19 protein-coding genes are annotated in these 21,446 nt (G+C 64.9%); 14 read left to right on the forward strand and 5 right to left on the reverse strand.

Annotation, left to right across the window (positions count from 1 at the left end; translation table 11 throughout):
• From ACREE8_RS17925 to ACREE8_RS17955, 7 genes are all read left to right on the forward strand, one after another.
• The coding region (locus ACREE8_RS17925; RefSeq protein WP_431574371.1) for a hypothetical protein at positions 1-239 on the forward strand (239 nt) is incomplete at its 5' end.
• Positions 240-258: 19 nt separating this feature from the next.
• Positions 259-1,656: an ABC transporter permease gene (locus tag ACREE8_RS17930; protein WP_431574372.1), complete on the forward strand. Its 1,398-nt coding sequence runs from the start codon at positions 259-261 to the stop codon at positions 1,654-1,656.
• Positions 1,657-1,703: 47 nt separating this feature from the next.
• Positions 1,704-2,405, forward strand: a complete 702-nt coding sequence (locus ACREE8_RS17935) for a bacteriorhodopsin (protein ID WP_431574373.1) — start codon at positions 1,704-1,706, stop codon at positions 2,403-2,405.
• A gap of 141 nt (positions 2,406-2,546) precedes the next feature.
• Positions 2,547-4,247 (forward strand): flotillin family protein, encoded by a 1,701-nt coding sequence (locus tag ACREE8_RS17940; RefSeq protein ID WP_431574374.1) that lies wholly within the window; start codon positions 2,547-2,549, stop codon positions 4,245-4,247.
• A gap of 81 nt (positions 4,248-4,328) precedes the next feature.
• Positions 4,329-4,739, forward strand: coding sequence for a hypothetical protein (locus ACREE8_RS17945; RefSeq protein ID WP_151175748.1), 411 nt, complete (start codon positions 4,329-4,331; stop codon positions 4,737-4,739).
• An 81-nt stretch (positions 4,740-4,820) separates the two neighbouring features.
• Positions 4,821-6,860 (forward strand): sodium:solute symporter family protein, encoded by a 2,040-nt coding sequence (locus tag ACREE8_RS17950; protein ID WP_431574375.1) that lies wholly within the window; start codon positions 4,821-4,823, stop codon positions 6,858-6,860.
• Between the two features lie 34 nt (positions 6,861-6,894).
• Positions 6,895-8,052, forward strand: coding sequence for an iron-containing alcohol dehydrogenase (locus ACREE8_RS17955; protein WP_431574376.1), 1,158 nt, complete (start codon positions 6,895-6,897; stop codon positions 8,050-8,052).
• Between the two features lie 20 nt (positions 8,053-8,072).
• Here ACREE8_RS17955 and ACREE8_RS17960 read toward each other — a convergent pair whose 3' ends face one another.
• Positions 8,073-8,516, reverse strand: coding sequence for an acyl-CoA thioesterase (locus tag ACREE8_RS17960; RefSeq protein WP_431574377.1), 444 nt, complete (start codon positions 8,514-8,516; stop codon positions 8,073-8,075).
• A 145-nt stretch (positions 8,517-8,661) separates the two neighbouring features.
• On the opposite strand from ACREE8_RS17960, the gene ACREE8_RS17965 reads away from it, so the two are divergent.
• The 4 genes from ACREE8_RS17965 (at position 8,662) to ACREE8_RS17980 (ending at position 12,110) form a co-directional block, all read left to right on the forward strand.
• Complete coding sequence (locus ACREE8_RS17965; protein ID WP_151175751.1) at positions 8,662-9,051, forward strand: hypothetical protein; 390 nt, start codon at positions 8,662-8,664, stop codon at positions 9,049-9,051.
• Positions 9,052-9,108: 57 nt separating this feature from the next.
• On the forward strand, positions 9,109-9,963 hold the full coding sequence (locus ACREE8_RS17970; RefSeq protein WP_151175752.1) for an alpha/beta fold hydrolase: 855 nt from the start codon (positions 9,109-9,111) through the stop codon (positions 9,961-9,963).
• A 51-nt stretch (positions 9,964-10,014) separates the two neighbouring features.
• On the forward strand, positions 10,015-11,100 hold the full coding sequence (locus ACREE8_RS17975) for an N-acyl homoserine lactonase family protein (protein WP_431574378.1): 1,086 nt from the start codon (positions 10,015-10,017) through the stop codon (positions 11,098-11,100).
• Between the two features lie 170 nt (positions 11,101-11,270).
• Positions 11,271-12,110 carry an IclR family transcriptional regulator gene (locus tag ACREE8_RS17980; RefSeq protein WP_431574379.1) on the forward strand — a complete coding sequence of 280 codons (840 nt, stop codon included), beginning with the start codon at positions 11,271-11,273 and terminating at the stop codon, positions 12,108-12,110.
• 9 nt (positions 12,111-12,119) lie between these two features.
• On the opposite strand, the gene poxB is transcribed toward ACREE8_RS17980, so the two are convergent.
• From poxB to ACREE8_RS18000, 4 genes are all read right to left on the reverse strand, one after another.
• On the reverse strand, positions 12,120-13,847 hold the full coding sequence (gene poxB / locus ACREE8_RS17985) for a ubiquinone-dependent pyruvate dehydrogenase (RefSeq protein WP_431574380.1): 1,728 nt from the start codon (positions 13,845-13,847) through the stop codon (positions 12,120-12,122).
• A gap of 186 nt (positions 13,848-14,033) precedes the next feature.
• The gene (locus tag ACREE8_RS17990) at positions 14,034-15,266 is read right to left on the reverse strand and encodes a M24 family metallopeptidase (protein ID WP_431574381.1); all 1,233 of its coding nucleotides are present in this window, start codon (positions 15,264-15,266) and stop codon (positions 14,034-14,036) included.
• Position 15,267: 1 nt separating this feature from the next.
• Positions 15,268-16,386 (reverse strand): mandelate racemase/muconate lactonizing enzyme family protein, encoded by a 1,119-nt coding sequence (locus ACREE8_RS17995; protein WP_431574382.1) that lies wholly within the window; start codon positions 16,384-16,386, stop codon positions 15,268-15,270.
• A 63-nt stretch (positions 16,387-16,449) separates the two neighbouring features.
• Positions 16,450-17,352 carry a LysR substrate-binding domain-containing protein gene (locus ACREE8_RS18000; RefSeq protein ID WP_431574383.1) on the reverse strand — a complete coding sequence of 301 codons (903 nt, stop codon included), beginning with the start codon at positions 17,350-17,352 and terminating at the stop codon, positions 16,450-16,452.
• Between the two features lie 126 nt (positions 17,353-17,478).
• On the opposite strand from ACREE8_RS18000, the gene ACREE8_RS18005 reads away from it, so the two are divergent.
• From ACREE8_RS18005 to ACREE8_RS18015, 3 genes are all read left to right on the forward strand, one after another.
• A complete protein-coding gene (locus tag ACREE8_RS18005; RefSeq protein ID WP_431574384.1) occupies positions 17,479-18,630 on the forward strand; it encodes an aromatic ring-hydroxylating oxygenase subunit alpha in 1,152 nt (383 codons plus the stop codon).
• A complete protein-coding gene (locus ACREE8_RS18010; RefSeq protein WP_431574385.1) occupies positions 18,627-19,415 on the forward strand; it encodes a HalD/BesD family halogenase in 789 nt (262 codons plus the stop codon). The genes ACREE8_RS18005 and ACREE8_RS18010 overlap by 4 nt, the downstream gene beginning before the upstream one ends.
• 333 nt (positions 19,416-19,748) lie before the next feature.
• Complete coding sequence (locus ACREE8_RS18015) at positions 19,749-21,410, forward strand: ABC transporter substrate-binding protein (protein ID WP_431574386.1); 1,662 nt, start codon at positions 19,749-19,751, stop codon at positions 21,408-21,410.
• Positions 21,411-21,446 lie beyond the last annotated feature (36 nt).

The following is a 21,446-nucleotide window of genomic DNA, read 5'->3' on the forward strand; positions in this document are numbered from 1 at the left end:
AGGCGGCGGCGATCGCGGGCGGCGCCAATCTGGCAGGCCCCCTGGCGGTCGCGGGGCTCCTGCTCCTGTCGGTGCTGATCATCCTGCGGACCATGGTGGCGCAGGCCAAGACCGCGCGGAGCCTGTCGCCGCTGGTTTATGTCGTGGTCGCCGCCTTCATTCTGCTGGGCGTCTATGTGGTCGCCAATCCCGAGACGGTGAGCGGGCTTGGCATTTCCACGATCCAGAGCGCGCCCTGAGCGGTCGGGAGAGCGAGCGATGACATCATCGACCCAGACAGCGCTGAAATGGACCGGCCTCGCCGCCGCCTTCATCGTCGCCGGCATCGGCCTCATCTTCGGCTTCTATCAGGGCCTGCCGGCGCAGCAGGTGATCCTCTATACCGCCGCGACTTTTGCACTCGTGGCCTGGGCCTGGCGTGCCTTCACCTCACGCTGGGGCGATGGCGGCAAGGCCGCGGTGGTCGTCGAAGGGGTCGATGCCGACGGCAACCCGGCCCAATCCTCGGCCAAAGCCGCGCGGCGCGCCTTCATCCGGAAGAACCGGCCCATCATCGCCGGGCTGATCCTTCTTCTGCTCGTGTTCGGCATCTGCTCGATCACGATCGCGGGCTTCTTCTCGGTCCTCAACATCATCTCGCTGCTGGTCCTGATCGGGCTGCTCATCTTCTCCGCCTTCATGAGCAAGTTCGTGGTGGAGAACCGCAGCGCCTTCATCGGCTTGACCGTGCTGGTGGGGCTGTTCGTCGTCGGATCGCTCAAGGTCGAGGGCTTCATATACCCGGCCAACATCAAATCGATGCTGCTCTTTGCCTCTTTCCTGGGCTTGGCCTGCGTCGGCCAGACCATGGTGGCGCTCCTGGGCGGCCTCGATCTCTCGATCCCCTTCATCATCGGCTCGGCCAATGTCGCGCTGCTCTATCTGATCGGGCTCGGCGTTCCACCCTGGCTCGCGGTCATCATCATCATCGTGATCGGCATCGCGATCGGACTCCTCAACGGATTCCTGAGTTTCCGGCTCCAGGGCCAGGCCCTGATTCTGACTCTGGGTGTCGGCTTCGCGATCTCCGGCATCACCCAGATCATCACCAGCCTCGGCTCGCGCTTCGCCGGCAACGTGTTCGGCGCGGTGCCGGGATGGCTGACCAATCTCGCCGCCATGAACGGCCAGACCTTCGGGCTCGATTTCCCGCCGGTGATCCTGATCTGGCTGGTGGTGGCTGTGCTGCTGATCGTCGGCATGAAGAACACGGTCTACGGCCGCTATCTCTATGCGCTGGGCGGCAACCGCACCTCGGCCTCGCGACTCTCGATCTCGGAGCGGCGCTATTGGGTCGGCGCCTATGCCGTCAGCGGCGCGGTCTCGGCTTTGACCGGCTGCCTGCTGCTGGGCTGGAGCGGCGGCGGCTTCATCGGCGTCGGTCAGCCTTATCTGTTCATGACGCTCGCCGCGGTCGTCATCGGCGGCACCTCGCTGCTGGGCGGGGCCGGCGGCTATGGCTTCACCGTGATCGGCGTCCTGGTGCTGCAGGTGCTGACCTCGTTCCTGGTCGGCATCGGCCTCGATTATCAATGGCAGCAATTCATTTTCGGCCTGCTGATCCTGCCGATGGTCGCGCTCTATGCGCGCTCGCCGCATATCCGGACGCAGGTCTAGCGTGATCAATTCAACGGCAAGAAGCGCGTTGCCTTGGGAGGCGTCTGATGGAACTTAAACTGCTCCAGTCGACCGACATCACCGGCGGGACATTTTCCCTGACCCTGGCCGGCATGTTCGCGACGGCGGTGTTGCTGTTTCTCGGGACCGGATGGGTTTCGAAGAAATGGAAGCTTCCGGTGGCGCTCGCCGGCGTCGTCGCCCTCCTCGCCACCGCCTATTACTGGCAGGCGCGCGAGGTGTGGCTGGCGGCCGGCCAGATGCCGGTCATCTACCGCTATATCGACTGGCTCATCACCGTTCCGATCCAGGTGCTGACGCTCTATTTCTACATCGGCGCCGTCGCCCGGCCGCCGGTCGGCCTGTTCTGGCGTCTCTTGGTCGTCTCGGTCGTCATGATCCTCGCCCGCTATATGGGCGAGGTCGATTTCATGCACCCGACCCTGGGCTTCCTCATCGGCATCGTCGGCTGGCTCTACATCCTGGGCGAGGTCTATTTCGGCAAGCTCGGCGAGATCAATGCCAAGAGCGCCACCGAGACGGTGCAGACCGGCTTCTTCTGGTTGCGTCTGGTCGTGACCGTCGGCTGGGCGATCTATCCGCTCTGCTATTTCATCGCCAGCTTCGCCGGTGGCGTCGACGAAGGCACCTTGAGCATCGTCTACAACCTCGCCGACTTCGTGAATCAGATCCTGTTCGGCCTGATCATTCTCTTTGCGGCGATGAAGGAATCGGCTTCGACCCGATGAATGAGGTTCGCTCCCCATTTGTCTTGAGATGCGAAACAACAAACCGGCGGCGGCCAGGTCCTGGGTCCGATGCGCCTGCTCCGGTACGAGACGATGCCCGATGCGGGCGCCCGTCTCGATAATGCTATGGAGGGATGAGACATGAACGGCGCAAACATCATTGCCATCATCATCTTGGCGACGATCGTCATTGCGGTTGCCGTCTATCTGCTGCACTGGCTCTACCGGCGATCGACCAAGGACATCTCCTTCGTCCGCACCGGCTTCGGCGGCGAGAAGGTGGTGATGGGCGGCGGCGCCCTGGTGCTGCCGATCGTCCATGACGTGACCGAGGTCAGCATGAACACGCTGCGCCTCGAGGTGCGCCGCGCCAAGGAGCAGTCGCTCATCACCAAGGACCGCATGCGCGTCGAGGTCACGGTCGAGTTCTTCGTCCGCGTCATCCCGCAGCCCGAGGCGGTCGCGACCGCGGCCCGCACGCTGGGCCGGCGCACCATGAACCCCGAGAGCCTCAAGGACCTGGTCCAGGGCCGCTTCGTCGACGCGATGGGCATGGTCGCCGCCACCATGACCATGGAGGAGATGCATGAGCATCGCGGCAAATACATCAAGGGCGTGCGTGACCAGGTGGCGGGCTCCCTGACCCAGAACGGGCTCGAGCTCGAGACCGCGTCCCTCACCAGCCTCGACCAGACCGACATCAAGCTCTTCAATCCCTCGAACCAGTTCGACGCCGAGGGCTTGACCCGCCTGACCGAGGAGATCCAGACCCGCAAGAAGAAGCGCAACGACATCGAGCAGGACACGGCGATCGCGGTCCGCAACAAGAATCTGGAATCGGAGAAGCTCGCGCTGGATATCGACAAGGAGAGCGAATATTCGCGTATGGAGCAGGAGCGCGAGATTGCCATGCGGCGGGCCCAGCAGCGCGCCGAGATCGCGATCGAGAAGACCGCGCGCGACCGCGAGATCGAGGAGGCACAGATCCGCGCCTCCGAGGAAATCGAGCTCTCCCGCATCCGCCAGGAACGCACGCTCGAAGCCGAGCGCATCGAGCGCGAGCGCGAGACCGAGCGGCTCGAGGTGCAGCGCCGCCGTGTTCTCGAGATCGAGGAGCAGGACCGCGTCATCGCCGTCGCCACCAAGTCCAAGTCCCAGTCCGAGGCGCAGGCCGCGGCTGAGCAGGCTCGCTCGCTGATGGTCGAAGCGCAGGAAAACGTGACCACGATGCGCGAAAAGCAGATTGCGGATCGCCGCAAGCTGATCGAGCTCATCGGGGCCGAGCAGGAAGCCGAACGCGAGGCGATCAAGATCGTCACCATGGCCGAGGCCGAGAAGAAGGCCGCCGTGGAGCGCGCATCGGCCGACAACGCCTCGGCCGATGCGGCCAAATATCGCTACGAGGTCGATGCCGAGGGCCAGCGCGCCCTCAACGAGGCGGAAAACCTGCGCTCCGACGCCAGCCGGCGCAGCGCGCTTCACCGGCGTCTGGTCGAGAATCTGCCGGAGATCATCCGCGAGAGCGTCAAGCCGATCGAGCGCATCGAATCGATCCGCATCCTCCAGGTCGACGGCCTGCCGGGCCTCAGCAGCACCGGCGCACTCGACGGTGCCGGCGGCGGCGGTGGCGATCAGGGCTCGGGCGGCGGCGATGGCGGCGGACCCAAGGGCCGCAGCCTTGCCGACAGCGCGGTCAATGCCGCGCTGCGCTACCGCGCGCAGGCGCCCTTCGTCGACGACCTGCTGCAGCAGATCGGGATCTCGGCCGGATCGGTCGGCAATCTCGGCAATCTGCTGAAGGCGCCGGCGCCGAAGGATCCGAAGCCGAGTGACAAGGGCTGAGGCGGTCGCGAAGGCGAGGAGATCGGCTTCCGCCGATAGCCGTCGACGCCTTCCGCCGGTTTCACGCCCACGAGGTCGATCATGATCACCATCAGGCAGACAGAGAGACGGCTCGCGGTCATCGCGAATTGGGGCCTGTTCGGCGCGTTCGGGCTGGGCCTGATCCAGTCGGGCATCGGCAGCGGCGCGGTCGTCGTCGGCCTCGTCGGTTTCGCGCTCATTCTCGTGGGCTTCGTCTCGCAGGTGATCATCAACCGCTTCTATGGCGGCGGCTTCACGGCCGGCGAGGTGGCGCTGGGCTTCATCGCCTTCGGCATCGCGGTCCTGGGGTTCGTCGCGAGCTGGATCTTCGATCCGACCTTCGGCACCACCGACATCGTGATCGGTCTCTCGGGCTTTGCCGCCATCATCATCGCCTTCATCGCCTATCTCGTAACGAAATACGGATTGAAGGGCTCCTTCTCGATGTTCCACCAGATGGGTCGCCATTGATGTCATTGCGGGCATCCAGGATTCCGGCCGGACGCGCCGCCCCTTGGGGGCCGGGCGCGACAGACAGGGAGGGCGATTCCCTTGTCTGAAGGAGTCGTGTGGCTGCTCGCCTTCGTCGGGGCCTATTGGGTCTATTGCGTCTATTGGGGTGCGGCCAGCGCGCGCCTGATCGGCACGACGGCCAACGATTATTTCCTCGCCGACCGCGGCATCTCGCCCTGGATCTTCGTGCTGGCGGCGACCGCGACCTCCTTCTCGGGTTGGGTCTTCCTCGGCCATCCGAGCTTCATCTTCCAGGACGGATTCCAGTTCGCGCAGCTGTCGCTCTGCGCCGTCACCATCCCCCTGACCGGCGTGATGTTCCTCAAGCGCCAATGGCTCCTGGGCAAGCGCTTCGGCTATGTCACCCCTGGCGACATGTTCGCCGATTATTTCGGCAGCGAGGGCATGCGCCGGCTGGTCGTGCTGATCGCCCTGGTCTTCTCGATCCCGTTTCTCGCCATGCAGCTGACCGCCTCGGGCTATCTGCTCCAGATCCTGTCGGAGGGCGAGGTCGATCGCCATGTGGCGATGTGGGTTCTGACGGCGGTGCTGTTCCTCTATGTCTGCGTCGGCGGCTTGCGCGCGGTCGCCTATGTCGGGACCTTGCAGGGGCTGTTGATGGCCGCCGGCCTCGCCGCGATCGGGCTGGTCGCCTATGGCAAGCTGGGCGGGTTCGCGTCCTTCAACAATGCTCTCGCCAAGCTGGGCGCCACCGCGGTCGCGCCCTTCGGCAACACGGCTGCCGGCTATAACAGCTATTTCGAGATCCCGGGCGTGATCCAGTTCACGCGCGGGCTCGGCATCGAGGCGCCGATCGGCGGCACCTGGACCGCTTCCATGATCCTCAGCTACAGCTTCGCGCTGATGGGGATCCAGGCGGCACCCGCCTTCACCCTCTGGGCCTTCGCCACCCGCAGCGCCAAGGGCTTTGCCGCGCAGCAAGTCTGGGCCTCGGCCGCGGTGATCGGGCTCATCCTCGTCTTCTTCTCGGTGCTGATCGGCATGGGGGCCTTGTTCCTTGGCGCCTCGCCTGCCGTGACCGCAGCCGGCCTCGCCACTGCCGACTGGCTGCCGCCGATCGCGAGCCAGGATCCGGGCAATCTCGTTGCCTTCTTCATCCGCGCGATCGGCAAGAGCGATCCCTGGTTCACAGGATTGCTCGCGGTCTCAGCGCTCGCCGCCATCCAGGCGATGATCGCCTTCTATGCCTCGACCGCCGGCACGATCCTCGCGCGCGATGTCTATAAGCGCTATCTCAACCCGGAGGCCGGCGACCGCGAGCTCAAGCTCTATGGCCGGATCAGCATCGGGCTGGTGCTGCTGGCGGCGCTCCTGACCGCCTCCTATCTGCCGGCGACCGAAAGCGAGCTCGGCGCGCTGGCGCTCTCCTTCGGCTTCCAGCTCTGGCCGGCGCTCGCCGCCGTCTGCTGGTTCCCCTGGCTGACGCGCCAGGGCGTGGTGCTGGGGCTGGTGTTCGGCCTGGTCGCCGTCGTCTTCACCGAGCCCTTCGGCCAGTCGCTCAGCGCCTTCGTCGGACTCCATCTGCCCTGGGGCCGCTGGCCCTGGACGATCCATTCCGCGGGCTGGGGCATGTTCTTCAACCTGCTGGTCTGCCTCATCGTCTCGGCCATGACCCAAGGCGGCCCCGAGCGAGCGCATCGCGGCAAATATCACGATTACCTCGCCGAGAAGGCGGGGCTCTCGCCCGAGCGGCGCCTGCTGCGGCCGGCGGCCTGGGCGATCGCGCTCGCCTGGATCTTCTTCGCGGTCGGGCCGGGGGCTGTCTGGGGCAATGACTTCTTCGGCGCGCCGAATGGCGGGGTTGCTGGCTGGGTGCTGGGCCTGCCCTCGATCTGGGCCTGGCAGATCCTGTGGTGGGCGCTGGGCGTGCTGGTGATCTGGTTCCTGGCTTACAAAATGGGCATGTCCACTGCCCCTATCGGCAGCGTCGACACCCATATCAATTACAATCCGCCAGCCTTGTCGCGGCAGGCGCTGGCGTCGGATTGGCGCAACTGGTTCTGGGGGCTCGTGATCGGCTTGGCGGTGCTCACGCTCGCGCATTGGATCTTCGGATGAGCGCGCGGGGCAGGGCGGATAAAGGAGGCAGACCATGACGGCGTTCAATTTCAATACCGCGCCCCGGATCGTCTTCGGCGACGGCGCCATCGCCCGCATCGGCGAGATCGCGGCGACCCAGCTCGGCAAGCGCGTGCTGCTGGTCACCGATCCCGGCCTCATCAAGGTCGGGCTGATCGATCCGGCCCTGAAGTCGCTGGAGGCCGCGGGCGTGGCGGTGTCGGTCTATTCCAAGGTCGAGGCCGATCCGCCCGAGGCGGTGATCATGGCTTGCGTGGCGGCCGCGCAGGATTTCGAGGCGGACGCGGTGATCGGATTGGGCGGCGGCTCCTCCATGGACAGCGCCAAGCTCGCCGCCCTGCTGGCGCCGGGGCGGGAGAAGCTCGCCGACATCTATGGCATCGGCAACGCCAAGGGACCGCGCCTGCCGCTGCTGCTCGCGCCCACCACCGCCGGCACCGGCTCCGAGGTCACGCCGATCTCGATCGTCACCACCGGCGCCAGCGAGAAGAAGGGCGTGGTCTCGCCGGTCATCATTCCCGATATCGCGCTGCTCGACCCGGAGTTGACGCTGGGCCTGCCGCCGCATGTGACCGCGGCGACCGGCATCGACGCCATGGTCCATGCGATCGAGGCTTTCGCCTCGGCCAGCCCCAGCAACAATCCGGTCTCGCGCGCCCTGGCACGCGAAGCCCTGCGGCTGATGGGAGCGGCCCTGGAGCGGGCGGTCCGCAACGGCCAGGATCGCGCGGCGCGCGGCGATATGCTGCTGGGCGCCATGCTGGCGGGCCAGGCCTTCGCCAATTCGCCGGTGGCGGCGGTTCATGCGCTGGCCTATCCGATCGGCGGCCATTTCCATGTGCCGCACGGGCTCTCCAACGCCCTGATGCTGCCCCATGTGCTGCGCTTCAATGCCGAGACGGCGAGTGCGGCCTATGCCGAGATCGCGCCTTATGCGTTCCCGGAGTTGGCGGAGGTCGGCACGCAGGGGCGGGCCTCGGCCTTCGCCGAGAAGCTCGCCGGGCTGTCGGCGCGCTGCGGCCTCGAGCAGCGCCTGCGCGATGTCGGCATCCCCAAGGACGCCGTCCCCATGCTGGCCCGGGATGCGATGAAGCAGACGCGTCTTCTGATCAATAATCCGCGACCGCTTACCGAAGCGGACGCGCTCGCCATCTATCAGCAGGCCTGGTGAAACTCATGGCCGCGATCGGATCATTTCACCATCAGCGCCTGCAGCGCGTCTCGCATCGCCTCGGCGATCGCGACGGGGCGGTTGCTGGCGCGGTCGACATAGACATGGATGAAATGGCCGGCGGCGGCCACGGTGGACTCGTCATTGCGGAACAGGCCGACCTCGTAGTGCACGCTGCTGCGCCCCAGATGCGCCACCCGCAGGCCCGCCGCGATCGCATCCGGAAAGGCGATCGGGCGGAAATAGCTGCAGGAGGTCTCGACCACCAGGCCGATGGTCTCGCTGCGCAAGAAATCGAGCAGTCCGCTGTCGATCAGCCATTTGTTCACGACCGTGTCGAAATAGCTGTAATAGACGACATTGTTCACATGGCCATAGACGTCGTTGTCCATCCATCGCGTCGGGATCGCGAGGAAGTGACGATAGGCCGCGCGGGTCTCGTCTTTGGAAGGCTGGGAACTCACAACACCACCTTGAAGGAAAGTTCAGATCGGTTCGCCGCACTTGATGGCGCGGGCCGCGATCGCATCTTGAAGATTAACCGGCTCAACGCAGGCGTTTCGCCCTGATTGGGGAACTCCCCCGGGGCAAGAGGAAGAAGAGGCAACCATGGCTATCGATGTCAAAGGCTGGGCGAGCAAGTTCAAGAGTCTGACCGACAATGATCAGACCATTGCGGCAATGGGAAAATACTACACCTGCACCTTCATGTACGACATGACCGACCGCAAGGTCATCATCGAGATGCATGATGGCAAGGTGAAGAACATCAACACCAACCCGCAGCCGCTCGATGCCTATGACTTCGCGCTGCGCGCCAGCGCCCAGACCTGGCGGGAGTTCGGCCAGCCGATGCCCAAGCCGATGTTCCACGGCATCTGGTCGGCGAGCTTCCGCGAGGATCTCAAGCTCGAAGGCAATCTGCTGGTGCTGATGCAGAATCTGCGGAATTTCACCGTGCAGTTCGAATTGCTGCGGAAAAGCGGCGTCCCGGTCTAGGACGCGACCCCGGGAACCGAACGAACACGCCAAACCTAACGCTCGAGGATCGCCCACATGGCAAAACACTCGCCAGTCACCGGCCGCTACGTCACGATCGAAGTCGACGGCCTGGAATACAAGGTCTTCTATCTCCATAACGGCCAGGGCCAGCCGCTGGTCTGCCAGCACACCGCCGGCTGCCATAACCATCAATGGCGCGGGCTGCTCGAGGATGAGGAGATCACCAAGAACTACAACGTGATCGCCTACGATCTCGCCCGTCACGGCAAGTCCGACCCCCCGCTCAACAGCGAATGGTGGAAGTCGGAATACAAGCTCACGGCCGACCATTATGTGAACTTCATCGTGAAGTTCTGCGACGCGCTCGAGCTCAAGAACCCGATCTTCATGGGCTCCTCCTTCGGCGGCAATGTCGCGCTGCAGCTGGCGCTGCGCCGTCCCGACCGCTTCAAGGCGGTGATCCCGGTCGAGGCCGCCGACTATGCGCCGGGCTTCTTCCTCGATTGGTGGCGCCATCCCCACGCCAATGCGGCGCAGGTCTGCGCCAGCGGCGTGTGGGATCTGATGGCGCCGCAGTCGCCCGAGATGGACCGCTGGCTCACTTGGCATTATTACACGCAAGGCTCCGAGGCCTTCAAAGGCGACCTCTACTTCTATTCGGTCGATCACGACCTGCGGAAGCAGCTCGCGGACATCGACGGCAAGCGCTGCCCCGTCGTCATGATGACCGGCACCTACGATTATCTGACGCCGCCCGACGCGACCGAGAACACGGCCCGTCAGATCAAGAACGGCGTCTATATCGAGATGACCGATATCGGCCATTTCCCGATGAGCGAGAACTATCCGCTGTTCCGGACCTATCTCAAGGAAGCCTTGAGGATCATCCGCGAACGGACTGGCGACTGACGATCGCTGTTGGGAGTGCAGGCGGGGAACCCGAAGACAGGATGCGATGACATGAAGATCGTGGAATTCGGCAAGGACGACAGCAGCAAGAGCGTCGCCAAGGATCGTTCCGAGCGGATGAAGATCCTGGAGTTCGGCGACGGGGCGCATGGCGCGCGGCCGCCCTCGGGGTCGAAGATCGAGGTCAGGCCGGCCTCGGCGGCGCCGCAGGCCGAGACCCGCTGGGAGCCGGCGCCGTCGGCACCCAGCGCCAGCCTGGTGGCGGTGCCCAAGCCGAAATCCTCGCGGAGCCCCTTCGTTGGCTCCAAGTCGCTCAAGATGCATGTGCTCGATCTGGGCAAGCTGCGTCTCGACAAGAACTTCATGGTCGCGAACTCGACCGTGGCGATGGCCAAGAACCCCAATCCGCCGGGCAAGCTGATCGATATCCCGGTCTCGGCCTATTACATCGAGCATCCCGACGGCAACGTCCTGTTCGACACCGGCTGCCATCCCGACTGGGCGGGTTCCAACGGCCGCTGGCCGCAGAACCTCCAGGACGTCTTTCCGGTGATCGGGCCGGACGATTGCTATCTGCCGCACCGGCTGGAGGCGATGGGCATCGGGGCGAACCAGATCCGGCATGTGGTGCTGTCGCATCTCCATTGCGACCATGCCGGCTGCATCGAGTTCTTCCGCAAATCGAACATCATCGTTCATGAGGACGAGTTCGCGGCGGCGGCGACGCATTATGCGAAGCGCGACCACAGCACGCCTTATGCGCTCAAGGACATCGAGACCTGGATCCGGCTCGATCTCAATTGGCGCGAGGTCGGCCGCGCGGAGCCCGACCGCAACCTCGTTGATGGCGTGAAGCTGCTCAATCTCGGCGCCGGCCATTCCTTCGGCATGCTGGGGATGATGGTCTCTCTGCGCGATCATCCAAACGTGATCCTGGCGTCGGATGCCTGCTACACCTCGGAGAATTACGGGCCGCCGATGAAGCCCGCGGGCATCAGCTACGATTCCATCGGCGCCGCCCGCACGATCCAGCGGATCCGATCGATGGCGGATGCCAATCATGCCGAGGTCTGGTTCGGTCACGACATTCCGCAGTTCGAATCGCTGCGGAAGGCGTCTGAGGGTTGGTACGAGTGACGGTGCCGTCCGGATCCCGTAAGGGCCTTCGGATCGGCAGTCTCAACTGAGGAGGCTCGACATCATGCGGCGACGGGAATGGGGATGAGCGGGCAGGGCCGGATTGCTTGAGAGGGGCGCTTCCTGCCGCCGCGTTGGCGGAAGGAGGCGATCCAGGGGGAATCTTCAAGGTGCGTGGGTATATCTTGCCGGAATTCGGATCGAAGAAGCAGCTCACCAAACTGCCCATCGGCGTCGGCGAAAAGGGCGTTCCCGCCCTCATTCGCGGCAGCCGGGTGCTCGATGCCGTCGTCGCGTCGGACCAGCCTCTGACCGTCTCGGATCTGGCGCGGAAATTGAGCCTGCCCAAGAGCACGGTTCACGGGCTCTGCGGCACCCTGGTCGATCTGGGGCTGCTCTCCAAGCGCAACGGCAATTCCTTCCTGATCGGCCCGCATGTCATGCGCTGGGCCAATGCATTCCTGGCCCAGACCGACCTGACCGCCGAGTTCTCCTCGCTCTGGGACAGCCTCACCGTCCTCTCCGACGAGACCATCACGCTCTCCGTGCTGGACGGCTCGGAAGTGGTCTATATCGCCTGCCGCAACAGCTCGTCGTCGCTCGGCATCACCTTCCGGATCGGAATGCGGCTGCCCGCGCCGTTCACCGCGACGGGCAAGGCGATCCTCAGCGCCATGTCGGACGCCCAGGTGCGCAAGCTCCTGGCCGGCCATTGGCCCCAGCCTTTGACCTCGCGCAGCGTCAAGAGCATCGAGAGTCTGATGGCCGAGCTCACGGACTGCCGGCGCCGCGGTTTCTCGATCGATGATGGCCAGACGCGCGAGGGCATGTATTGCTTTGGCACGGCTGTCCGCGATTCCTCGAATCAGGTGGTGGCGGGCGTCGCCGTCAGCCTGCTGGCGACGCGGGTGGACGACCGCACCACCGATCTCGCGGCCAAGAGCATCCAGACCATCGCCCATCAGCTCTCGGTACGCCTGGGCGCCGACATGAAGAAGCTGCCGGCCTGACCGCCGCCGTCAGCGCCGCAGGTTGGTCTGCGCCAGCTCGACAACCTCGTCGCCCCGGCCGTTGATGATGGCCTTGAGCATGAAGAGGCTGAAGCCCTTGGCCTGCTCCAACTGGATCTTGGGCGGCATGGCGAGCTCATGCTTCGCGGTCGTCACATCGACCAGCGCCGGCCCGTCATGGGCAAAGGCCTTGCGCAGGGCGCCCTCGATCTGATCCGGGCTCTCGACGCGGATTCCCAGGATGCCCATGGCCTCGGCCATGGCGGCGAAGTTCGGGTTCTTGAGATCGGTGCCGGTGTCGAGGAAGCCGCCGGCCTTCATCTCCATGGCGACGAATCCCAGCGACCCGTTGTCATAGACGATGACCTTCACCGGCAGCCCGATCTGCGACAGCGTGATGAAATCACCCATCAACATGGTGAAGCCGCCATCGCCCGAGAGCGAGATCACCTGCCGGCCGGGTGAGGCCGCCTGGGCCCCGATCGCCTGGGGCAGCGCGTTCGCCATCGAGCCATGATTGAACGAGCCCAACAGACGGCGCTTGCCGTTCATCTTGAGATAGCGCGCGGCCCAGACCGTGGGGGTGCCGACATCGACCGTGAAGATGGCATCCTCCGCGGCGAGCTCGCTCACCAGGCGCGTCAGATGCTGGGGATGGATCCGCTTGTCGCTGGCCTTCGGGCGCGACAGCTCGTCGAGCCCGGTGCGTGCCGCCGCGTAATGTTTCCGGGCGGCCGCCAGGAACGCACTGTCCTTGCCGCGCTTGAGGCGGGGCAACAGGGCCTTGATCGTGGTGCGCAGGTCACCCACGAGGGCGAGATCGAGCGGCGTGCGCCGGCCCAGCGCCTCGGGCCGGATGTCGATCTGCGCGATCTTGGCCTCGGTCGGATAGAAGTTCCGATAGGGGAAATCGGTGCCGAGCATCAGGAGCGTGTTGCAGGAGAGCATCGCGTAATAGCCGGAGCTGAAGCCGATCAGCCCGGTCATGCCGACATCGAACGGGTTGTCCCATTCGACATGCTCCTTGCCGCGCATGGCATGGACCACGGGCGATTGCAGCGCGTCGGCGAGTGCCACCAGCTCCTCATGGGCGCCGGCGCAGCCGCTGCCGCAGAGCAGCGTCACCGCCTCCGAGCCGTTCAACAAGGCCGCGAGACGGTCGAGCTCGGCCTCGCTTGGCAACACCACGGGCATCGCGGCATCGGTCCAGCTCGTCTCGGCGCCCGAAGGTGCCGGCTTCAGCGCGATATCGCCGGGCAGCACGATGACCGCCACGCCTTTCTTCTGGATCGCGACGCGCATCGCGGTCTGCAGCACGCGGGGCATCTGATCCGGGCTCGAGACCAGCTCGACATAATGGCTGCATTCGCGGAACAGCTCCTGCGGATGGGTCTCCTGGAAATAATTCAGGCCGATCTCGGAGGAGGGGATATGGGCCGCGATCGCCAGCACCGGCACATGATTGCGGTGGCAGTCGAACAGGCCGTTGATCAGGTGGAGATTGCCCGGGCCGCAGCTGCCGGCGCAGACCGCGAGGCGGCCGGTGATCGCGGCCTCGGCCCCGGCGGCAAAGGCCGCCACTTCTTCGTGGCGCACATGCATCCACTCGATCTTGCCGAGCCGGCGCAAACTGTCATTGAGCCCGTTCAGGCTGTCGCCGGTGACGCCCCAGATGCGGCTGACGCCGGCATCGATCAGTGTCGCGGCGAGGAGATCGGCATTGGTCATCTTGGCCATAGGAGGGCTCCTTGGTTTTGCGCGCCAGCGAAACCCGTTTCCATCGCCGCGGCCTAGGACGCCGCCCGCGCGACAGGAACAAAACCACGGCTATCTCATCACGACGTCGATTGCGTCAGAGTCTGAAAATCCCGTCAGATTCGGTGGGCCACGGAATTGCTTCGATAGAAAGAGAGAAGAGCCGTCTCAGTCGTAATCGTCTTCCAGCGGAGTGTCGGACAGCAGCAGCGGCCCCTCGGCGGTGATCCAGACCGGCTGCTCCAGCTTCACGCCCTCGGGGCCGCCCACGGCGCCGACATAGCTTTCGCAGCAGACGACCATGTTCTCCTCGAACATGCCGTCATAGGCGCCCCATTCCTCGTCTTCGGGATACCAGATCAGCGGATACTCGACATTGAGCCCGCAACCATGGGCGACGTCGGCATAGCGGTTGGGGATATAGATGTCGGGGAGCGCATAGGCCTTGGCTGAGAATTCGAGGAAGCGGATGCCGGGTTTGAGCAGCGCGATATTGTGATCGAGCTGGGTGCGCGATGTTGCATAGAGCCGGCGCTGCGCGTCGCTGGGCCTGCCGCCATCGACGGTCCAGGCGCGGGAGATGTCGGTATAGAAACCCATCGGCCCGATCAGGTCGGTGTCGAAGGAGAGCATCTCGCCCTTCTGCATCGGCCGATCCGAGGCTTCCTGGAACCAGGGATTGGTGCGGGGGCCCGCGGTCAGAAGCCGCGTCTCGGGATATTCGCCGCCACGCGCAAGGCTCGCCTTGAGCAGCAGGCCGAAGGCCGCCTGCTCTGTCGTTCCGGGTTTTATGGCGTCCCGCATTTCGGCGACCGCGGCGTCGCAGGCCTCGAAGGAACGCTTGAGCGCGCGAATCTCCTCGAGCGATTTTTGCGCCCGGGCACGCTCCAGCATGATCTTGCCGTCGACCAAGGTCAGGCCTTGCGCCTGGAGTGCCAGCGCCGTCGGCACGTCGAAGCGGTCGACGGCGAGGCGCCGGTTGCCACCGCCATGGGCCCGCATCAATTCGTCGATTTCGCCGGCCCATTTCTGGGCGATCTCGTCGGCGCGATCGGCCACGATGACATAGTCGGCCGACCAGGCGGGCCTGATCTCGTCGATGGTCTCGAGGCCGGCTGCCAGATGCTTGCTGGTTGCCAGGTCGAACAGCACGCAAGGCCCGTCCGCTGCGACGAAGGCGTAGCGGACGAAATTATGCATGGTCCAGACCTGCATGTTCCGGCTGCCGGTGGCGTAGCGCAGATTGATCGGATCGAAGATGAGGGCCGCGGCCACGTCATGCTCGCGGAGTTTGCGCCGCAGCCGTGCCAGCCGGTCGCGCCGGATCGCCGCCTCGTCGATCGGCCGCCGGTCGGCGAGGAGCGCCCTGGCTTGCGCGAGGGAGAGCGAGTCCGCGGGCAAGCTAGCCCACGACCGCAAAGGGCTGGCCCAGCGCCGGCTCGTCCACCTCGATCCCGAGGCCCTTCCCGCGTGGCGCCGCCATTGAGCCGTCGCGTGTGTCAAACACCTTGTCGGCGAAACCGGGCCGGGTGTGGCGGGTCGTGACCCAGTTATAGAAATCGCAGGTGTGCTGGCGGATGCCCTCGGGCGTCGACATCATGAGATGCGCCGTGGCCGCGGTGTTGAGCTCGGCGCCGCCGGTATCCTCGATCGTGACGCCGATGCCCAGCGTTGCGGCCGTGTCGCGGATGAGCTTCGCCTTGGTCACGCCGCCGACGCGCGCGACCTTGATGGTGATGCCGTCGATCAGCCGGTCGCTCCAGGCGCGCATGAAGACATTCAGGCCGTCGATGGTCTCGTCCAGCACCAGCGGCCGGTCGCAATGACGGCGCACCGCGAGATTGGCCTCGTAGGAGGCGCAAGGCTGCTCCAGCGTGTAATCGAGATCGCGGGTGGCGCGCAGGAACTCGATCGCCTGCTGCTGGCGCCAGGCGGCGTTGGCATCGGCGAAGATGACGGTACCGGCGGGCACGGCGTCCAGCACCGCTTCCATCCGTGCGATGTCGTCCTTGACCTCGAGTCCGACCTTCACCTGGATCCGGCGATAGCCCTCGGCGATGTATTTTTTCGCGCGCGCCGCCATGGCCTCGGGCGCTGCCTGCGGCACCGAGCGATAGAGCGCCATGCGCTCGCCGAACCGTCCGCCCAGCGCTTCCGCCACCGGAATGCCGGCCTGCTGCGCCTTCAAATCCCAGCAGGCCATGTCGAGCGCGGCCTTCACATAAGGATGCCCGTTCAGCAGCAGATCCATGCGCTCATTGACGGCGTTCACCTGGGCTGGATCGAGGCCGATCAGGGCCGGCGCCAGCTCCTTCATGCCGGCCCGCGCTCCGCCCAGGAAGGAGGGGTCGTAGAAGGAGCCGAGCGGCGCCATCTCGCCCCAGCCGGTCAGGCCCGCATCGGTCTCGATCTTGGCGATGCTGGATTCGAATCCCTCGGCCGAGCGCCCGCCCGAGCAGGTGTAGGTGCCGTCGCGAAAGGGCTGGCTCTGGGCGAAGAGCGTCACTCTCGTAATCTTCACAGGTCTGCTCCTGGGGATGATGTCGCGCCTACTCTAATCCAGTGGCGGGCCCTGTCATGGGGCTTAGAGATCGCGCCTGACCCATTCGATGAGAGACGCGACCGTCCGATTATGGCTGCGCGAATGAGGATGAACCGCGCAGTAGGCGTAACCCAGGGGGAGCTTTTGCGGGAACGGCGCCAGCAGGCGGCCTTCCGCGAGCTCGTCGCGCGCCAAGAGCCTTTGACCCAGGGCCACGCCGAATCCGGACAAGGCTAGGTCGATGGCCAGGCTCGACATTCCCACCATATGGCCGAGACCCAGCTGCGGCGTACGTTCGGTACCGTTCGCGTGAAACCATTCGGCCCAAGTCGGGTAGGAGGCGAAGCTGGCGCCCCAATCGACATGGATCAGATCCTGGTCCGGAATCGAGCCGGGTATGCCCGCCTGGAAATGACCGCGCGCCAGGAGCTCCGGCGTGCAGAGCGGCAGCACCTCGTCGCGCAGCAGCGGGATCGTGACCAGCTCCGGATAGAGATGCTGGCCGTAGCAGATCCGCAGATCGATATGATGCCGGGTGAAATCGACCGGGTCCTCCTCGACCCGGATCTCGCAGCGGATGTCGGGCTCCATCGCCAGAAATCCCTCCAGCCGGCGATTGAGCCAGCGCACCGCGACCGAGGGCAGGGTGCTGATCACGAAGCGGGAGGGCAGGTTTCCTTCCAGCATCCGCTGCGTCATGGCCGACAGGCGGTCGATCACCTCGGCGCTGTCCGCATAGAGCGCCAGCCCGGCATCGGTCAGCTGGAGCTGGTTGTTGCGGCGAACGAACAGCAGCTTCGAGAAGAACTCCTCGAGGATCTTGACCTGCTGGCTGATCGCGCCGGGCGTGACGCCAAGCTCGCGGGCCGCCAGGCTGAAGCCGCCATGGCGGGCACTCGCTTCGAACGCCTTCACGGCATTGAGGGGCGGCAGGCGGCGGCTCATGGGATGAAAGGGGCTCCAGCGGTCCTATAGAAATTCTAATGGAATACTATTATTTCTGCAATATGAAGCGAGTTTTTCTGTAGGTATAGTTTCCCCTGGCCTTCCACAGGGCGGCGGACAAAAGAGATGGAAGACAACGTCATCCGGGAGCTCGGCGAGGCTCTCGATCGCTCCCGGACCCAGCCTTATGAGCGGGCCTGGTCGATGCCGCGGGCCTTCTACACCGACCCGCGCGTGCTGACTCTCGAGAAGGAACGGCTGTTCCTGCAGGAGTGGGTCTGCATCGGCCGCGCCGAGGAGTTCGCGCGCGCCGGCGACTTCGTGACATTCCAGATCGGCAGCGAGCCGGTGGTCGCCATCCATGGCGATGACGGGACAATCCGCGCCTTCTCCAATGTCTGCCGCCACCGCGGCGCGATCATCGCCACCGGGCGCGGCAACCAGAGGCGCCTGGTCTGCCCCTATCACCATTGGTCCTACGACACGCAAGGACGCCTCGCCGGCGCGCCGGGGATCGGGGAGCGCGCCGATTTCGACCGCCGCAATTGCCGGCTGCCGGAATTCCACTGCGCGCTCTGGCAGGGATTCGTCTTCGTGTCCTGCGCCGCCGATCCGCGTCCCCTGGCGCCGCGGCTGGCCGGGCTCGAAGCCCTGGTCCAGCCTTACCATCTCGAGCAGATGGCGCTCCGTTATCTGGCCGACGAGGTCTGGGACACCAACTGGAAATGCCTCGTCGAGAATTTCATGGAGGGCTATCACCTCACGCCGCTCCATCCCGAGACGCTGCATCCGGTCAACCCGACGCGCCTCTGCCGGCACTTCACGCCGGGCGATGCCTATTTCGGCTATAACGCCGGCTTCTCGCCGACGCTGCCGCGATCGCAGAAGGGGCATCCCGACCTGACCGATGTCCAGGTCGACAATTGCGTCATGTTCGCGGTGCCGCCGGGCCTCGTCGTCGGCTGCGCCGGCGATTACAGCTCTTTCCTCTGCATTCAGCCGGACGCGACCGACCGCGTGCGCGTGAAGATGGGCCTCATCTTCTTCGGCCCCGACTGGCCGCAGGACAAGGTCGATTGGGCCATCGATCTGTTCCAGCGCACGATGGCGGAAGACAAGGCTGTCCTGCTTCGTTTGATGCGCGGCTTGAATTCCCGCCATCACGCGGCGGGGCCGCTGGCGCCCGCCGACCTCGAAGGGCCGGTGCTGGATTTCTACAAATATCTGGGCTCCCGCCTTGCCGCCTCGATGATCCCCGCCACCCCGAGATCCCGATGAGAGACCTCCTCGACCTGCAGCGATATCCGATCGACCGCCTGGACTCGCCCGAGGCCAAAGCGCTCATTGCCCGTTGCCAGGCGGACCTCGACGCGCATGGCATGTTCGACCTTGAGGACTTCGTGCGCCGCGAGGTGATCGAAGCCTGCGCGGCGGCGGTGCGGCCGCAGATGGACCGCGAGTCCTACACCCACAAACGCAGCCACAATGTCTATTTCCAGAAGGACGTCCCGGGCGTTCCGCCCGATCATCCGGCGTTGCGGCAAGTGGACACGACCCACCATACCCTCTGTGACGACCAGCTCGGCGCTTCGGCCCTGCGCCGGATCTATGAGTGGAAGCCGCTCGCCGATTTTCTCAGCCTCGCGCTGGAGCTGCCGGCGCTGCATGTGATGGACGATCCGCTGGCCCGCCTCAACGTCATCGCCTATCGCGCCGGTGAAACGCTGAACTGGCATTTCGACCGCTCGCACTTCACCACCACACTTCTGATCCAGGCCCCGGAATCGGGCGGCGAGTTCCAGTATCGCAGCGATCTGCGATCGGAAACCGACCGCAATCTCGACGGCATCGCACGCGTCCTGCGTGGCGAAGACCCCGCCGTTCGCACGCGCGGCGTGACGCCGGGAACATTGAACGTCTTCAAAGGCCGGAACACGCTGCACCGGATCACCCCGCCGGTCGGCGACAGGGCGCGCCTGATCGCGATCTTCTCCTACTATGACCGGCCGGGCGTCAGTTTCAGCGCGGAAGAGCGCCGCGGCTTCTATGGGCGCACCGGCTGAGCATCGGCCGGAAAGAGGGGCAGCCGGGACTCTCGGGCGCTTGGGCAGCCCCATCACGGCAGGGCAAGCTGATTTGACGGACAGGTATCTTGTCCCGAGACGGCCTTCAAACGGGCCGGGTGGGGCATGCGCGCTGCCCGGCCTGGATTGGTTTCCGGATGGCAATGTTATTTCTTGTGGGCAGGACCGCCGCGCCTCGCGCTAGGATAGAGGAGGGATCTCGGGAGCATTGCCATCGACCGAAGCGCGGATGAAGCGGCTCAACCGACCTTCCGCGGCCGGATCGCTCTATGTTAACGTGTTGAAAACAAACACAGACTGGGAGACTTCAAAATGGCCAAAGACTATCGTCTGCTCGATCTTTTTCGGCGCAATCGCACCGAACATGAAAATCATCTGATCGATGGATTGCTGGATGGCCGGGTCAACCGGCGCGAGTTCCTGCGCCATGGCGCGGTGCTCGGCATGTCGGTGCCGCTCCTCGGCAGTATCGCGGCGGCGGCGGGCGTGGGCGGCTGGCCCAATTTCGCGCGCGCGGCCTCGAGCGGCGGCACGGTCAAGATCGCGATGACGGTTCCGGCCGCCGCGATCGAGCCCGTCAGCGTCGCCGACAATGGCGGCCTCTGCATGCTGAGCCAGGTGGGCGAATATCTCTGCGTCGATGGCGCCGATCTGACCTTGCGTCCGGTCCTGGCCAACAGCTGGAAGCCGAACAAGGACGGCACGGTCTGGACCTTCAAGCTGCGCCAGGGCGTGAAGTTCCATGACGGCTCGCCGATGACGGCGAACGACGTGGTCGCGACCATGGACCGGCTTGCCGATCCGGCCAACTCGTCCAACGCGCTCTCGGCCTTCACCGGCTATCTGTCGAAGGGCGGCACCAAGAAGATCGACTCCTACACCGTCGAGTTCCATCTCGACGCCGCCAACGGCAACTTCCCCTATCTGGTCTCGTCGGACAATTACAACGCCATCATCATCCCGGCGGACTACAAGGGCGACTTCGAGACGCATTTCAACGGCACGGGCCCCTTCAAGCTCGACAAATACACCCCCAAGGTCGGCGCGTCCTTCGTGCGCAACGACGATTACTGGGGTGCCAAGGCGCTGCCGGACCGGCTCGAATTCACCTTCTACACCGACATCCAGCCGCAGATCCTGGCGCTCCAGGGCGGTCAGGTCCATGTCGTGCAGCAGACGCCCGTGCTGGCGGCCGTGCCGATCATGAAGGATCCGAAGATCGAGATCATGAGCCTGCCCTCGATCGCGCATCAGCAGGTGCATATGCGCACCGACATGGATCCGTTCAAAGACAAGCGCGTGCGCCAGGCGATCGCGCTCTGCCTCGACCGGCCCAAGCTGATCAAGGGCCTGATGCAGGGCCGCGCGCAGATCGGCAATGACAGCCCCTTCGCCGGCGCCTATCCCTCGACCGACAAATCGGTGCAGCAGCGCGAGAAGAACATCGCCGAGGCCAAGCAGTTGATGGAAGCGGCCGGCATGAAGAAGGGTTTCGAGGTCACGCTCACGACCGAGAAATATCTCGAGATCCCGGAATATGCGCAGCTGATCCAGAGCGCCGTGAAGGAGATCAAGGGCAAGATCACGCTCAAGATCGAGGACCAGGGCGCCTATTACGGCGATGCGGTCTATGGCAAGTCGGACTGGCTCGATTCCACCATGGGCATCACCGACTATGGCCATCGCGGCGTGCCGAACGTCTATCTCTCGGCGCCCTTGCGCAGCGACGGCACCTGGAACTCGGCGCATTTCAAGAACACGCAATATGACCAGCTGGTTTCCAGCTACATTGCGGCCCTCGATCTGGAATCGCAGCGTCAGGAAGCCGGCAAGATCCAGCGCCTGCTGCTGGACGAAACGCCGGTCATCTTCAGCTACTTCTACGACTACCTGACGGCGATCCGCAAAGGCGTGATCGGCGTTCAGCCGACGGCGATGGGACATCTGTTCCTCAGCCAGACCACCGGCGTCTGAGCGGTCCTACGCAAGTCGATATGCGTTCCCCGCGGC

It is taken from the genome of Hypericibacter sp. (assembly GCF_050729195.1).
GTDB lineage: Bacteria > Pseudomonadota > Alphaproteobacteria > Dongiales > Dongiaceae > Hypericibacter.